Genomic DNA, 15,377 nt, shown 5'->3' with positions numbered 1-15,377 from the left:
GATCATGGAGACTGAACCTATGACAGCGATCATAGCGGTCAAGCCCGGAGACAGCTTTGAGCACTGGCACGAGGTCACTTGCAGGCAGTTTTCACAGACCGAATGCCGCCAGATTGCCCGGCCCCAGTTTCAGGCGCGGGTCACCCTCAATAGTTTTGGTGGTTTGGGCCTGAGCAGCATCTGGTCTGCCACCCCTCAGGGGGAGGCGATACGGGTAAACAGACGGCAGGCCGATATCCGTAAAGATCAGCGCGACTGTTTCATGCTGTGGCTCATGCTGGATGGCCATATTCAACTGAGTCAGGACGGACGCTACGTCAGCCTGGGAGCAGGGGATCTGGTACTTCAGGATCAATCACGGCCTTTTGATCTGGAGTTGGGCTCTTTGGCTCACGCGGCCATGGTCATGATTCCCCGCCCTTTATTGGCAACGCGCTTGCCCACGGTGGGCAATCTGGCTGCGCGTCGTATTGCAGCCAACTCGCGCTTGGGGCCGATGGCTGGTGCCTTGGTCAAGCAACTGCTTGGTATGGGGGAGGCGGCAGCGGACGGTATGGATCAGCGTGTGACGGCTTCTGTGCTGGATATCCTCTCTGCGGTATTCGAGTCTGACGCTCCTGCGCTTTCTCGGGCCACTCGTCAGGAGCGGCGGCTGGAGCAGGTTCAGGCTTATATGCGTGCACATCTGCATGAGGATGCGCTGGATGTGGAGCAAATCGCTCGTGCCTCGTCCATGGCGACTCGCACTCTGTATCGGCTCTTTGCTCTTGAGGCGACAACCCCCATGCAATGGCTGTGGGAGCAGCGTTTGATCCGGAGTTACCGTTTGCTGGAGGACGGGAAACACAAACGGGTGACCGAGGTGGCCATGGCCAGCGGCTTCAAGGACCTCTCCCATTTCAGTCGTCTGTTTCAGGCGCGGTTTGGGCAAGCTCCCTCGACGCTAGGCTACACGATCAGGTCTTGAACTTTGCTTGTTCAAGCGGCTTTATATTCAGGCTGCTTGTTGTGGGGTACCAACGCGCGCTGGTACCAGCTGCAAATCTTGTTTTCATGGTCAGAACGTATAGGCCCAGATAGACCCGCCCATCCAATCGGAACGCTTGCTGGCAGACTCACTTGCTCTTCAAAATGTAAAGCTTGCTTTACTTATTGACAGGTTGTTTTGACTTCTATAAAGTCAGGTTTACTTTACATTCAGGTGTTCAAACATGCTTAGCAACAGCAATTCCACTTCTACGCCATCAGCAGGCCGCCGCTATCTGATTCGCACTTTGCTCTTTATGGGCGTGTATATCCTGGTCAATGCCTTGACCATTGTGGGGCTGTTCGACAGCCTGCTGGGTCGACCTGTTGGTTGGCTGATTGCCATTGCCGTTGCCCTGCCGGTTGCCGGGCAAGTCTGGGCCACCTTGCGCTTGATGGCGCAAAGCGATGAGTTCGTGCGGGTGATTGTGGCTAAATGCTTTGTGCTGGCCGCCGGTGCGACTCTGACCTTGTGGACAGCCTGGGGTTTTGGGGAAACCTACGCCGCTGCGCCCCATATTCCTGCCTGGCTGATTTATCCCTTCTTTTGGGCTGTGTTCGCCCTGGTTTCACCCTTTGTCCGGACTAGCGATTAAATGAAAAACCGATTGCGTGTATTGCGGGCCGAGGCGAACTGGACGCAAGCAGATTTGGCAGAGCGCTTGGGCGTGTCCCGGCAGGCGGTGAATGCGCTGGAAACGGGCAAACATGCGCCATCTCTGGATCTGGCATTCAAGATCAGTGCCTTGTTCGAGCAGACCGTAGAAGAGATTTTCGAGAACCCATATCGGGAATCCTGAGTCTGGACGGGGATCGCACCCTGAATGACACTGTGGCTTGTTGACGCATCCTGGACATCAACAAGTGGGTGTCGAAAAAAAGCCAGTGTTCAAGCCTGAAGTAATGATCTTGCAGGTTCAAACACTGGCTTGCTTTCTTACTTGGTGGTGTAACCACCGTTGATCAGAATGGTCTGGCCGGTAATCCACCAGCCGTCACTGACCAGATGACGGATAAAGGGCACAACATCTTCAATGTCCGTCAGCCCGGTCTTGGAGTAGGGGGACAGGGCGGCAGCCGTCTTGTGATAGGTCACGGCATCTTCACCTTCGGCTGGATAAAAGAAGGGGGTATCCATAGGGCCAGGGCCGACTGCTGTCACGGAAATACCGCGCGCTCCATATTCTTTGGCGGCAGCGCGGGTGTAGTGTTCCACCGGCGCTTTGGTGCCTGCATAGGCGGCGTAAAACGGGGTGAAAGCCCCCAGCAGAGACGTGACCAAGGTGCAGACTTTGCCATTGTCCTGTACGTGCTTGCCGGCTTCCTTCAGGAAGAAAAAAGCGGTTTTGGAGTTGATGTCGCTCATCTCCTCGTACTCGGCTTCGCTGACCTCGGTCAGTGATTTTTTCAGTACCTTGCCGACCGTGTTGATGGCGATATCGGGGCGGCCAATGGCGGCGACGGTATCGCTAAACAGTTTTTCCATGGCACTGGCCGAACGCAAGTCGGCCTGGAAGGCGACGGCTTGTGCGCCAGCGGCCTGGATGGCTTTGACAGTGGCTTCGGCATCCGCTTTGGAGCTGTCGCTGTTGTAGTGAATGGCAATGGCGCGCGCCCCTTGTTCTGCCAGGTCGCGGGCGATCAGGCCACCCAGATTCTTTGCCCCGCCTGCAATCAGAACGGTTTTACCTTTGATGCTGTGCTTTGCCATGATGACTCCTTGCTAGTGTGGGCTGCGGGCTGCAAGCCTTTTCGTTTTTTTCATGATATAAGTCGCTGAAATTGTTTAAATCATCTAGTTCTGACATCATTTGTCTGAAAAAGCGAACAATACGCACCGCCGCTTGAGTCAACCGGGTCTAGCAGTTCTGCCCGTGTTTTGCTGCTGCTTATCGGGAGAAAGCTATGGACCGCATTGACCTGTTTCGCATCTTTACGCGGGTCGTGGAGTGTGCCAATTTCACCCGCGCGGCGGATACCTTGGGTATGCCGCGCTCTTCGGTGTCGGCCGCCATTCAGGAGCTGGAAGGGCGAGTGGGGGCTCGCCTGTTGAATCGCACCACGCGCAAAGTCACAGTCACGCAAGATGGTGCGGCGTTTTACGAGCGCTGTCTGCGCGTGATTGCCGATGTGCAGGAAACCGAAAACCTGTTTCGCCAAGCCAGTGTGGGGCCTAGTGGCACGATCAAGGTGGATGTGCCGGGGCGGGTAGGCCGCCTGATTGTGGCACCTGCGCTGCCGGAGTTTCTGGAGCGCTATCCGCATGTCCATGTGCATCTGGGCGTGACGGACCGCGAGGTGAATCTGATCGAGGAGCAGGTGGATTGTGTGCTGCGAGTGGGACCCCTAAGTGATTCTGGCCTGATCGCCAGAAAAATGGGCAGCTTGCCCTTGATCAATGTAGCCAGCCCCGCTTATCTTGCCCGTTATGGCATGCCCCAGACGCCAGCGGATCTGGAAAACCATCAAGTGGTGCGTTATGCCTCGCCCACCAGCGAACGTGTGGCCCCTTGGGAGTGGCTGGAGCAGGACAAGCGTCAGGTGCTGGATCTGCCAGGTCGTGTGACGGTGAATAATGCCGAGGCCTATATCGCCTGCTGTCTGTCCGGCTTGGGGCTAATTCAGATCCCTGCTTACGATGTGCAGGCGCATTTGCAATCAGGCGAATTAGTGGAGGTGTTGCCGGATCACCGTGCCGCCCCTATGCCCATGTCCTTGCTGTATTTGCATCGCCAACACTTGTCGCGTCGTTTTCAGGTGTTTGCGGATTGGCTGGAAAATTTGTTGCGTCATTCCGCCTTGGAATGAGGCTGGTCTCGAACGTTTTTGTCTGGGGCTGCTCCAAGCTGCAGCGGACAACTCAAAAACGGGGTAGCGATGGAAATCAGAAGAATTCGTGCGACGGACTGGGACTGGATACAGCAATGGTTCCAGGACGAGGACTTGAACCGCGAGTTGGGACCGCTGGATCAGGAGTGGCTGGAGCACGTGTTGAACCAAAGCGATGGCGTTCAGCTGGTTGCCGAGCAGAACGGTCAGCCCATTGGTTTGATTGGGTGTGCCTGGGGAGATGGGCGAAATTTGCCACATGCAATTACCGATATTGCCGTTGCGCCGCCATTACGCGGCAATGGTCAGGCCGGAGCCATGCTGGAAGCGGTATTGGCTTGGCCAGGCCATCCCCCATGTCGTAAATGGGTGGCTTTTGTGTTCCCGGAAAACCAGCGTGCCTGCCGCTTTTTTACGCGCCTGGGTTGGGAACACGTGGACTTTGCCGATGGTATGAACGAGTTCGAGTACAAGAGCTCGGGCTCAGGGCCGGATCAATGCTGATCAGGCCGGTTCCAGCAAGCTGATCATGCGGCCCAAGGGGGAGTCGCTAGGGGTGGGGCGGTACGCCAGTGTCAACGGAATCGTGAAGGCATGGGGGCCTGTCAAGGGTCGATAGCAGACGCTTTGATTCAGTACGAATTGCATGGAACGCGGCAGTATGGATATGCCTTTTCCCGCTGCCACCATCGTGATGGCCGAGAGCAATCTGGGCACTTCTTCCACCACTTTGGGCATGAAGCCGGCCGACTGAAAGGCGGCAAGCAGGCGGTCCTGGACACCGGGGCCATTCGCTTGGCGATACATCACAAAGGGCTGGTTTCGCAGTTCCTCCAGATAAATTCCGTCTCGGCTTTCTGCCAGGGGATGCTGCAGGGGCAGGGCAACGACGGTGTGTTCTTCACTTAGGACAATGGCACGTAGTTCGGGATAGCGGTCTATATCTGCGCGGACAAAGGCGGCGTCCAGTCGTTGCGCCTGAACTTCATCCAGTAGCGTGCGGGTGGTGTTTTCGTCCACGCTCATCTCAATCAGCGGATAGCGCTGGCTAAATTCTTTCAGCAACCGCGGCACCTGCTCGTGGATGGCGGCAGAGCTGGTATAGCCAAGGCTGATACGTCCTGACTCCCCACGGGCACTTTTGCGTACCCGCTCCACGGCTTCGTCGGCCTGGGCGAGGAGACGCCTGGCCTCTTCCAGAAACAGTTTGCCAGCCGTATTGAGCTGGATGCGGCGTGGGCTGCGGTCGAACAGTTGTACTTTCAGCTCGCGCTCCAGGTCCTGGATTTGCTGGCTGAGTGGTGGTTGCTGTATGCCCAACCGCGCAGCGGCGCGAGTCATATGCTGCTCTTCAGCGACGGCCACAAAGTACCTGAGATGTCTAAGCTCCATAAGTGTTTGAATGATATGTAAAAAGTATCAAAAAAATATTATCAATATATTTTACATTCTAATAGGTGATCACTAAGATTTATATAGTTAAAGATGCAGCCCGATCGGAGCCTTGGCTTGTTGAGTTTGGCTGTTGTAAGGAATACCCATGGCTATCAATTTTCATGATCAAAAGAATCGTAAAACCTACGCCACTCGTGAGGCGGACGGCTCCTGGGCGCAAGCTATCGAGACTCTGATTAGCCCGGTCGGTTTGCGTGTTGCCGATATAGGCTGCGGCGGCGGGATTTATTCCTCGGCCTTTCTGGATCAGGGCGCGAGTAGCGTGGTGGGTGTGGATTTTTCCCAGGCCATGATTTCCGGCGCTCAAGAACGCAATGCTGGACGGGCGGGGATTGAGTTCCGCCTGGGGAATGCGACGGCGACTGGCTTGCCTTCAGAGAGTGTGGACCTGGTTTTTCAGCGCGCTTTGATTCATCACCTGGCAGGCTATGAAGTCTGTTTTGCCGAGGCCAAGCGTTTGCTGGTTCCCGATGGCGCTTTGCTGGTGCAAGACCGGACGGCGGCGGATGTGCAGCAGCCTGCTTCGGCCTCTCATTTGCGAGGCTACTTCTTTGAATGTTTCCCACGCTTGTTGGAGGTGGAGCTAAAACGCCGTCCTGAAACGTCTAAGGTGCAGGCAGCGATGCAGGCTGCCGGCTTTGTGGCTCTGCAATCCAGCACTGTGTGGGAAGACAGGCGCTACTACAACAGCTTTGAGGAATATGCTCAGGAGCTGGCCCAGCGTACCGGACGCTCTATCTTGCATGAGCTGAGCGATATTGAGCTGCAAGAACTGATCGACTATATCCGTGCCCGAGTTCTTGTGAATCAGTCTTTTGTTGAGCGTGATTGCTGGACTTTGTGGTTAGGCAAGCGGGGCAGTTAAGAGGGCGCTCTGCATTTTTGTATTCTGAGCGATAGAGAAAGAAAAGCCGGTGCAAGACCGGCTTTTCTTGTGGCATCAGGGATAAAACAGCAGCAGCCCGAATACCGCGAAAACCATCAGATGCATATAGCCTTGAATGGGTGAGGTTCGCTTGCCGCTAAAGCTCAAGATACTGAGCAGTGCCGTGATCAGAAACAACACGATTTCCATATTGCTGATGCCCATGATCACTTGCTTGCCGGTGATCAGACCAATCATCAGCACCACTGGCACAGTCAGCCCCACGGTAGAGACGAAGGCACCCAGACACAGATTGATGGCGCGCTGCATTTCATTGTTCATGGCCGCCTTGATCGCTGTGATGGACTCCGGGGTGAACACGATAATGGCGATCAGCACACCGCCGACGGCAACGGGGGCGCCCGAGGCGGCGATACCGTAGTCCGTCACAATGGCCAGATGGTGTGCCAACAGGACGATAGGGAGGATCAGGGCGATCAGCACCAGACTGCGTACCAGCATCGCGCGAGTCGCCTGGGGATCACGCGGTGTGGGTGTTGTATCTTCAGTGCTTTGTATCGCCTGATCAGGCTGCATATAGTCATGGCGGTGACTGCCCATTTGCAGATACAGAAAGATGGCATAGACCAGGCCCGTCAGAACCGAAATGCCAATGGCCTGGGTTGCGCTGAACTCGCCCGCATTGCTGGTGTAGTTGGGCAAGATCAGGCCCATACTGGTCAGCAAGACGATCATGGACAAGTAAGTATTGGTGCCTTGGCGGTTGAACTCCTGATCACCGTTGCGTGCCGCGCCGGCAATCAGACACAGGCCGGTGATCAGGTTCAGGATGATCATCATCACGGCGTAGATCGAGTCCCGACCTATGGTGGGAAAGTCGCCCGGCCCCAGCAGTACCGAGGCAATCAGGATAACTTCGATCAGCACAATGGACAGGGTCAGGATCAGGGTGCCGTAGGGCTCGCCCAGTTGGTGGGCCAGGTGGTCGGCTTCACGGACCACACCAAACGAGGCCGCCAGGATGGTCACGAACAGCACCAGAAAGACGATGGCCGCCGTGGTGCCGTTCAGGGAGTCCCCCAGCCATTGCCCGCCGAAAATCATGAACAGGACAACAATGGACCAGGAACCGAGCAGACGCAGCCAGGTGATAGGAGTAATGAGTTGAGTTGAGGGTGATGCAGGGTGGGCCATCGTGGATGCTCCGCCAAAGAGGTAGGGCCGTCCCTGTACTGAAAAGGCAGATCCAGGTCGTCCCGGATCTGTTTTGAATTGAACTATTCAAGTAGCCACGATTTTATCACCTTGCCCCCTGGCGGCAAGTGCAGACCCTCTGAAGCCGGATTTGTGTGGCGTGCAGCCATCTTTTTCTGTATCTGGCCAAGGTGGAGGTGTGAAGGGCGGGTTCCTTTATCACCTTCCTGGCATTGTTTCGTTCAACAGTTTTATTTTTATGTGAGTCTGGCGCGAGTCTCCTGTGGACCTTGTTCCTTTTCCTGTTGCCATTTACGGCGGACACCACCCAGATGAGAAAACAGGTGGGCCCATGGAGCGAATACATGGTGTGTTTTCTGTATAGGGTTTGTTCTTCTCCATAGCCTGGCGGAATTTTCCGGGAGATACTCCCGCATACGTTTTGAATGCGGTAGAGAAATTGGCCGGGCTGGAAAATCCTAAATCGGTCGCAATCACATCAATTTTCAAGGCCGTAGTCTTTAGCAAGTACTCGGCCCGATACATACGCTGCAATCGGATATAGCTACTTACACTTAAGCCAAAATTACGCTGAAATATATTCATGATTTTTCGACGTGAAATCTTGAACATATCGCACAGTTCTTTTTGACTGGGCGGCGCACCCAGATTGGCATCAATGGTTTTCTGAATGGCATGGATCAGCATGCTGGTTTCGGCTGTTGTGCTGGGCCGCTGGCTTGGCATCTTGCCCGGCACAAGTGCAGGCGCCATCTGCTTGGGGCAGCGCAAGGGCACGTTGATACGTTCTTTGACTTCATCGACCGCATACGGATTGCCAACGTAATCAACCGCACCTGCCTTCAAAAAAGTGACGCATTCATCACTGCTGCCATCCATGTGTGAATCCAGAATGATGATGGGGATTTGGGCCGTGGCTTTTAATCCTTGCAACATATGGGTCAAGGACAAGGCGTCTATCCCCGTCAATTGCTTATCCATCAGGATAAGTTCGGGTAGTGTTAATTGGGCCTTGGTATATCCTTGCACTCCGTCCGCAGCAACAGAAACCCGAAAAGCACCAGCCAGCAGGGCTTGAAGAAGTTGTTCGTGCTGTCTAGTGTTATTGGAGATCAGCAGAATCCTGATTTTTTGATCTGGCTGATACTTTATAGTGGCGTATTTGTTCAATATAAAGCCCCGCGCCCTTCTTCTGACGAAGACGGCTACCTTTACTGGCATTGCTCAAGTAGCCAATTTCCTCAGAATACAGACTCAATGAATAGATAAAATCTATCGATATGATTCGTACGGCAGACATAACATTCTGTATCAATGGAAAAAGTAAATTTTCAAAATTGCTCATTGCATTTCATTTTTGGCAGGCGGCATGCCGAAAGCCCGAAACTCGGGCCTTAAGGCGGACCCAAAAGTCCAATTTCAGGAATGCTACGCTGGCGTATCGGTGAATTTTCCTGGCAGGAAAAGGCGTGATTCTACGGCTTTTACCTCTGAATAAAGGACTATGTCCAGGCAGGCCAGCCGCGGTTTTGCCCGCACTAGTGTGCATCTGGATGAGGCCGTCCGGGGAAGATTGTGAGGCTCTTTGAGTGACGATTTGTTCAAGCAGCAAGCGCAGCCCCTAGCGAGGCGTTTATCTGCCGCTTTTTTGTTGGATTTTGACCAAGCACGGATGCTCGCCTTTGGCGATTGTTATGGTTATTAGAGCGATTTCGGGGTAGTCTGTTTGAATCATTTTGATGGCTTGGGGCAGGGCTTGAGCCTGCGAACGAAGCCGTAAACAAGTAGGGCGGGGCAAGGTAGATAAACCTTGCCCCGCCCTTGTTTTAAAAACAGTCAGTCTTGGTGTCGGGGTTGTGCTTCAATCTGGCGCAGGATGCAGGGCGATGGCTTCGTCCAGCATGTCCAGCCTGTCCTGCCCCCAGAACAGTTCACCCTGATACATATAGGAGGGCGAACCGAAGACACCGGCTTTAATGGCCTCTTCGGTGTGGGCTTGATACTGCGCCTGCATCAGCGGTGCCTGTTTCAGCCAGTAGTCTGCATCCAGCTGCTGTACTTGCAGGATTCGAGCCAGTTGCGTGGGGTCAGCGATGTTCTGCTCCTCACACCATTGCGCCCGCAAAATGGCTTTGTACAGATCCAGTACCGGCAGACCAGCCTGATTGATGGCGATCACCAGGGTGGAGGCTAGCGTGGCGTCTGGGCACATGAAGCGCGGTGTGGGATTCACCTGTATGCCCAATTTGCGACACCAGCGTTTAAGCTCTGCAATGCGATAAGCCTGACGTTCTGGTGAGCGCTGTCCCAGCAGGACACCGCCTGTACGTGCATAGACTTGCGGCAAGTCCACGGGTTTGTAGTGGATAGGGATGCCATGCTTGCGAGCAATCGCTTCCAGTCTGTCGGCTCCCAGGTAGGCCCAGTCCGAATTCATCCAGAAGTAGTAGTGAATACCGGCTGCGTTCATGTGCGTACCTTTCGGCTGGATAGGGCGGGAAGGGAGAAGTGCGTCGGCCCATGCATGAACCAGGTACTGGCAAAAGCAATCAGACCCAGCGCGCTCAGGTACCAGACGATGTAGTCGGGTTGACCATCGCCATAGGCCAGCAGGGAGGTCGCCACCAAGGGAGCCAGACCGCCACCGATGGCACCGGATACCTGCACGGCAATGGAGATGCCGCTGTACCGCACTTCAGGTGGAAATTGCGTGGAAAACAGGCCACCTTGCGGGCCATACAGCGCGGCATACACCAGCCCAATCGCAATCACCAAAGCCAGGGTGATGGTCTTGGAATCCAGGCTGCCCAGCATGGAAAAGAAGGTGGAGGAGAATGCCAGCATGCAGATCGTTCCTGCCATAAAGACCCATTTGAAGCCGATTCGGTCGCCCAATACGCCAAACAGGGGCATGGTGAACAAGGCCGCAAAGGCACCCCAGACGGTGGCATCCAGCATGACGCTGCGCTCTACTCCCAAGGTGGTGGTGGCGTAAGCCAGGGCAAAGGTCACTACGGTGTAGAACCAGGTCACTTCTGCCAGACGGCCTCCCACGACCAGCAGGACTTCGCGTGGGTAATGACGCAGAACTTCCAGAGCAGGAATCGGGACCTGTTTGCCCTTTTTGCTCATTTGCTCGAAGTCGGGGGATTCGGCCACTTTGGCGCGTATCCACCAACCCACCAGTAGCAGCGCGACGCTGGCTAGAAAAGGCAGGCGCCAGCCCCAGGACAGCATGTCTTCCTCTGGCAAGCTGGCGACGGCGCCCATAGCCAGGGAAGACAGGATCAGGCCGGGGGCTACCCCTGTTTGCGGCAAGCTGCCAAAAAAGCCCTTCTTGCCTTCCGGGGCATGTTCAACCGCCATCAGCACGGCCCCGCCCCATTCTCCGCCTACTGCGATACCTTGCAGAAAGCGCATCAGCACCAGCAGCACAGCGGCCCAGTAGCCAATGCTTTCATAAGAGGGAATCAGGCCGATCAGGATGGTGGGGATTCCCATCAGAAAGAGCGTGATCAGTAGCATGGATTTTCGGCCCAGCTTGTCGCCAAAATGGCCGAAAACAAATCCTCCTAAAGGACGGGCGAAAAAGCCCACGGAGTAGGTGGCAAAGGCCGCCAGTGTGCCCGTAATCGGGTCAAAGGCGGGGAAAAAGATCTTGTTGAAAATCAGTGCGGCAGCGGTGCCGTACAGGAAAAAGTCATACCACTCTATGGTGGTTCCCATCATGCTGGCCAAGCCAGCGGTAACGTACTGGCGCGACGAACGCGCCTGTTCATTGTTAGGCATCGTCATGGCGACCTCCTGGTGGAAGCGGGGTATTGGTTGCGGGCGTCAGCAAGTTTTAGTTAAGGGCGCAATGCCTTGGGTCTGACGGGACCAGTAGTCAAAGGTAGCGTTAACAATGGAGGGCTTGAGCAGATAGTCGTGCGCTTCGGCCGCCAAGGTGTCGTCCACAGGGGTAAGTGGGCCAAAGGCCGCTTGTGCACGCACTTGCAGACGTGCGGCGCGTTCCAGGTACACCGACAGGTAAGTGGCTTCCTGGCAGCTTTTACCTGCGGTCAGATAACCGTGGTGGGCCAAAATAATGGCACGCTTGTCACCCAGGGCTTTGGAGATGATGACGCCTTCCTGATCGGCAATGGGCACGCCAGGCCATTCGCCCAAAAATGCACAGTCATTGTGCAGAGGCGTCATGTCCATTTGCGAAATTACCAAGGGCTGGCGGGCGGTGGCCAATACCGTGGCCCAGGGCGAGTGTGTGTGGATGATGGAATTGACGTCGGGGCGAGCTTCGTAGACCCACAGGTGAAAGCGGGTGGCCGGGTTGGCCATGCCTTCGCCGCTAAGGGTATTCAAGTCGCGGTCAACTTCGATGAAGTCTTCGGGGGTGGCTTCGTCAAAACCCAGGCCAAAGCGCAGGGTCCAGTACGCACCGGGACGCTCGGAACGGACGCTGATCTGGCCCGCCAGACCGGCTTCCTGCTCGGTCATGGCCAGGATGCGGCAGGCAAATGCCATGGTTTCGCGGGTGTCGCGTTGCACTTGCTGTAGATGAGTGGCCATCTCTTTGGTGGCGCGTTCATCAAAATAGGATTTGTCTCTGAGTGGGGTATCCATGTGATTGTCTCCTTTGGTAGGCCTCGTCGATCCTTGTGCCGACGATGGGATTCATTGTCTTGATTTACATCAAGAGGAGCTATGCGCGCTGGCTCATAGCTCCTATTCCATTTGCTTGGGGCCTTATCAAGGGGACGAGCCCGGCAGTGGTGCCGGGCCGGTAGACAAGCGCTGGGGCTGCTTAACCCTGGCGCCAGCGGGAGCGCTCGCGGCGTCGCGAGCGGGACCAGGGATGTTGCACCTTATGCGGCTGTGGCCGGGGGTCGGGTGGATGTCGCGTGTCATTGCTTTCCACGGGATTGGAGTCCGGTTTAGGCGAGTCCAGAAAGACATTGATGGAACAATCGCAATCGAGGTACATGGACAGTCCTTTGTCAACGTGAAGAAAGGGGAGGCGGTACGCAGGCTCCGTTCCGGACCTGAGTGTCTCCCGAAAAAAACGTGTCGTAGCTGTCTTGCAGGGCATGCAGGATCATTTCAGGGTAATTGTCATGCTCGGTGGGCAGACGCAGTTGCAACTGTGCCAGATGCTCGTTGTCCTGCTGTCCGCCCCACTGCTTGTGATAGTGGCCGTGCTGATAGCCGCGCAGTTGGCGCAAGCGGTTCAGGGCATTCTTGCCCGCGTAGGAGTGGTAGAGCGTGTCCAGTGTCAGACCACAAAGAGCAGCCAGTTGGGTAAAGCCGCTGAAATCGAACTGGCGTGTCTCCAGAACGCGCAAGGTAAAGCGTTCCAGAGCCGTCATGATGGCCGTAGAGTCGCTGGTGGTGGCTGATGCGTGCTGGAGCTGATCCAGTGCGGTGGCGGCTTCTTGCTCGCGCAGCGCATCGTTGGCACGCAGTACATCGCACAGACCAAAATGCAGGATGTCGATCAGCTCCAGTTGGAGTTGCGGCAGATTGCGCTCGCTATGCTGCCACCACTTCCAGTCCAGGTAATTCGCCAGCTCCGCACATTCCACCCAGATCGCCCGGTAGTAATCCTGCTTGGCCACTCGCCAGTTTGGATCAATCAGCTGATTCAGCTCGGTTTGCAGGGCCAGCATTTGCTTTAAGCGGCGGGTCCCGGGACCGGCAGGAGTGACTGCCACTTGCTGCCCCAAACGGTGTTTCTGACGACCTTGTTCGTCAAAATTCTCGGGTGCCAGCCAGGCCTGAAAATTCGCTTTCAGGGCAGGCCACTCCTGGTCGGTAATGGAGAACCAGGCTGTATCGCGCGAGCGGCCCTTGTACACAATCGCCTGACGGAAGATGCCTTCATAACGAAAGCCCAATCGTCGTGCAGCGGCTTGGGAGGGGGCATTGTGTGTGTCGCACTTCCATTCGTAGCGACGGTAGCCCAGTCCATCAATTGCATAAGCCATCAACAGGTAGTGGGCTTCGGTGGCCATACGGGTTTGTTTCAGAGCGGGCGACCAGGCTACAAAGCCCACTTCAATGCAGCCGTTTTGTGGGTCGATCCGCATCAGGGACAAGGTGCCCAATGCGCGACCCGTGGTTTGTTCGACGACAGCGTAATGCACGGCATTGCTGGCCTGGCTGATGGTTTGCAGGTGCTGGTCGAACTGTGCGCGGTTGTTAAAGGGGCCTACAGACAAATAGGTCCAGTCGCGGCCATCGCTGGCGCTGCTGTAGGCCTCGTACAGGCTGTCGCCATGTTGCTCCGGGTTCACGGCTTCCAGACGGCAGTATTTGCCGTGCAGAACGCAGCGTGCTGGCTGCGGGCGGGACTGCCAATGAGGGAGCGAGGGGCCAATAGGCTGGTGATACGCGTTCAGCTGAACCATGACTTGTCTTCAATAGAAAACGCTCCAGAAATGCCAATCTGTGGCACAGCTGGAGGCGGGAAAGGGAGTGTAGGGCCGGGACACAAGAGGCGTCTTGCTAGGCCACTAATTGATTCTATTGAGCAAGTGGCCGGTTGCAGCAATCCGCTTTGCTGCTTGTTTCCAGACCGCATTACTAAAACAGCGTTGAAACGCCCAAGAGCCAGCGATGGCGGGCCTTGGCTTAGAGCTTGAACAGCAGTCAAAACTATCCTGCGGCCAAGGCACAGATGGGGGGCAGGCCGCTTGGCAGACCAAAGTGGCAGGGACAAAAAAGCCGAGCTGCCTTGTGGGCAGTCTCGGCTTGGGAGCAGGCTTTAAGCCAGAGGCTTAGAGCTGATTCAGGTTCAGACGCAGAACGCTGTCCTTGGCACCTTTCAGGTAGTGCGGGCTCTTGTCGCCATGAGGGATTTTGATAGTGACAAAAGCGGTCTGGCCGTCAGCGCTCAGCGTGACGCTGTTGGGGTGCACAGGGGCGCTGATACGGTGTTTAACAGCCAAGGTGTTGGCATCCAGGATGGTGACCGAACCTGTACCGGCTGGTGTTTCACGATCCACGCCACGGTTGGTAGCAATCAGCTCTTTGCGAGCGTCGTTGTACACGATATCCAGCAGCCCCAGACCCACTTCAGCCGTGTTTTCCACTTTGCCGGAGCTGGTGTCGAACTGGTAGATCTTGCCGGTATTGGCGTCAGCACCAAACAGTTTCTTGCCATCCGCGCTCAGGGCGATGTTCACGAAGAAGTGGCGGGAATCTTCACGTTTATCGCTTTTTGCATCGCCAGTGGTGAAGCGCTGTTCGATAGCGCCGGTGGCCGGGTTGATGACAGCAATTTCATCCTTGCCACCGTGGCCCACGAACAGACGCTTGGTGTTGGCATCGTAGGCAGCGCCAGCAGGCCACAAGCCCACGTTATCGATATTGTGCAGGATACGACCGTCGGCACCATCCACAATCCATACGCGACCACCTTCGGAGGGGTTGGTCACGAAGATGCGGTTGTCTTGCTCGTCAATAACGACTTTACGGGTGTGTTCCCAGCCGCCCTTGTCTTCTTTCTGACCCAGTTGGATCAGTTGCTTGACGGTGCCATTCAGGCTGTTGATTGCCAGCAGCGAGCCGTCCAGAGTGTTGCCCACGTACAGAGTGTGAGTTTTCTGGTTCAGGCCCAGTGCAAAGGCACGGCGCGGCAATTGGATCAGCTGCGATTCACGCAGCGTGTCCTGGTCCAGAACGTGCAGGAAGCCAGCAGCACGGTCTTCAAACAAAGGAGTAGCAGCAACAAACAACTGCTTGCTGTCCTTGGCGGCCAGAATTTCGTAGGCACCATCAATGGTGTCCTGACGGAAAGTGACCTGTGCCTGAGGCGCAGTCGCATTAAAGGACGATGTTTGGCCCGCTTGTTGCGATTGCGGTGCAGTCTGGCATGCACTGAGCAGCAAAGCGCCCATTACGGAGGCAACAATCATTTTTAAAGAGGCTGGGCGGGACGCAATCATGTATTTCCTTTGAGATTCAATAA

The 15,377-nt window shown here is 55.7% G+C and carries 16 protein-coding genes; 6 read left to right on the top strand and 10 right to left on the bottom strand.

Annotated features, from left to right (window positions below):
* Positions 1-19: 19 nt before the first annotated feature.
* From U2949_RS05105 to U2949_RS05095, 3 genes are all read left to right on the top strand, one after another.
* Entirely contained in the window at positions 20-967 is a 948-nt protein-coding gene (locus U2949_RS05105; RefSeq protein ID WP_257723978.1) for an AraC-like ligand-binding domain-containing protein, read from the top strand.
* Between the two features lie 244 nt (positions 968-1,211).
* Positions 1,212-1,622 (top strand): hypothetical protein, encoded by a 411-nt coding sequence (locus U2949_RS05100; RefSeq protein ID WP_026484996.1) that lies wholly within the window; start codon positions 1,212-1,214, stop codon positions 1,620-1,622.
* Positions 1,623-1,826, top strand: coding sequence for a helix-turn-helix transcriptional regulator (locus U2949_RS05095; RefSeq protein ID WP_026484997.1), 204 nt, complete (start codon positions 1,623-1,625; stop codon positions 1,824-1,826).
* Between the two features lie 137 nt (positions 1,827-1,963).
* On the opposite strand, the gene U2949_RS05090 is transcribed toward U2949_RS05095, so the two are convergent.
* Positions 1,964-2,737, bottom strand: coding sequence for an SDR family oxidoreductase (locus tag U2949_RS05090; RefSeq protein ID WP_026484998.1), 774 nt, complete (start codon positions 2,735-2,737; stop codon positions 1,964-1,966).
* 194 nt (positions 2,738-2,931) lie between these two features.
* On the opposite strand from U2949_RS05090, the gene U2949_RS05085 reads away from it, so the two are divergent.
* On the top strand, positions 2,932-3,834 hold the full coding sequence (locus U2949_RS05085) for a LysR family transcriptional regulator (RefSeq protein WP_257723977.1): 903 nt from the start codon (positions 2,932-2,934) through the stop codon (positions 3,832-3,834).
* A gap of 69 nt (positions 3,835-3,903) precedes the next feature.
* Positions 3,904-4,359, top strand: a complete 456-nt coding sequence (locus U2949_RS05080; RefSeq protein ID WP_026485000.1) for a GNAT family N-acetyltransferase — start codon at positions 3,904-3,906, stop codon at positions 4,357-4,359.
* Here the strand turns inward: U2949_RS05080 and U2949_RS05075 are convergent, their stop codons facing one another.
* Positions 4,360-5,247 carry a LysR family transcriptional regulator gene (locus U2949_RS05075; RefSeq protein ID WP_321286467.1) on the bottom strand — a complete coding sequence of 296 codons (888 nt, stop codon included), beginning with the start codon at positions 5,245-5,247 and terminating at the stop codon, positions 4,360-4,362.
* Positions 5,248-5,395: 148 nt separating this feature from the next.
* On the opposite strand from U2949_RS05075, the gene U2949_RS05070 reads away from it, so the two are divergent.
* Positions 5,396-6,175 carry a class I SAM-dependent methyltransferase gene (locus U2949_RS05070; protein WP_026485002.1) on the top strand — a complete coding sequence of 260 codons (780 nt, stop codon included), beginning with the start codon at positions 5,396-5,398 and terminating at the stop codon, positions 6,173-6,175.
* A 75-nt stretch (positions 6,176-6,250) separates the two neighbouring features.
* Here the strand turns inward: U2949_RS05070 and U2949_RS05065 are convergent, their stop codons facing one another.
* The 8 genes from U2949_RS05065 to U2949_RS05030 form a co-directional block, all read right to left on the bottom strand.
* Positions 6,251-7,390, bottom strand: a complete 1,140-nt coding sequence (locus tag U2949_RS05065; protein WP_026485003.1) for a calcium:cation antiporter — start codon at positions 7,388-7,390, stop codon at positions 6,251-6,253.
* Between the two features lie 312 nt (positions 7,391-7,702).
* The gene (locus tag U2949_RS05060) at positions 7,703-8,581 is read right to left on the bottom strand and encodes a response regulator transcription factor (protein WP_026485004.1); all 879 of its coding nucleotides are present in this window, start codon (positions 8,579-8,581) and stop codon (positions 7,703-7,705) included.
* 691 nt (positions 8,582-9,272) lie between these two features.
* A complete protein-coding gene (locus U2949_RS05055; RefSeq protein WP_026485005.1) occupies positions 9,273-9,881 on the bottom strand; it encodes a 2-hydroxychromene-2-carboxylate isomerase in 609 nt (202 codons plus the stop codon).
* Entirely contained in the window at positions 9,878-11,206 is a 1,329-nt protein-coding gene (locus U2949_RS05050; RefSeq protein WP_257723972.1) for an MFS transporter, read from the bottom strand. Before U2949_RS05050 ends, U2949_RS05055 begins: the two co-directional genes overlap by 4 nt.
* Positions 11,207-11,245: 39 nt before the next feature.
* Entirely contained in the window at positions 11,246-12,031 is a 786-nt protein-coding gene (locus tag U2949_RS05045) for an aldolase (protein WP_321286462.1), read from the bottom strand.
* 181 nt (positions 12,032-12,212) lie between these two features.
* Positions 12,213-12,392: a hypothetical protein gene (locus U2949_RS05040; RefSeq protein WP_137430725.1), complete on the bottom strand. Its 180-nt coding sequence runs from the start codon at positions 12,390-12,392 to the stop codon at positions 12,213-12,215.
* 13 nt (positions 12,393-12,405) lie between these two features.
* Positions 12,406-13,815 (bottom strand): GNAT family N-acetyltransferase, encoded by a 1,410-nt coding sequence (locus U2949_RS05035; RefSeq protein WP_321286460.1) that lies wholly within the window; start codon positions 13,813-13,815, stop codon positions 12,406-12,408.
* Between the two features lie 369 nt (positions 13,816-14,184).
* A complete protein-coding gene (locus U2949_RS05030) occupies positions 14,185-15,354 on the bottom strand; it encodes a YncE family protein (RefSeq protein ID WP_009461136.1) in 1,170 nt (389 codons plus the stop codon).
* Between the last annotated feature and the right edge of the window lie 23 nt (positions 15,355-15,377).

The organism is Alcaligenes phenolicus (assembly GCF_032063905.1).
Taxonomy (GTDB): domain Bacteria; phylum Pseudomonadota; class Gammaproteobacteria; order Burkholderiales; family Burkholderiaceae_B; genus Alcaligenes; species Alcaligenes phenolicus.
The sequence above is the reverse complement of the archived record's forward strand: the minus strand, read 5'-3'. Positions and strand labels throughout refer to the sequence as shown.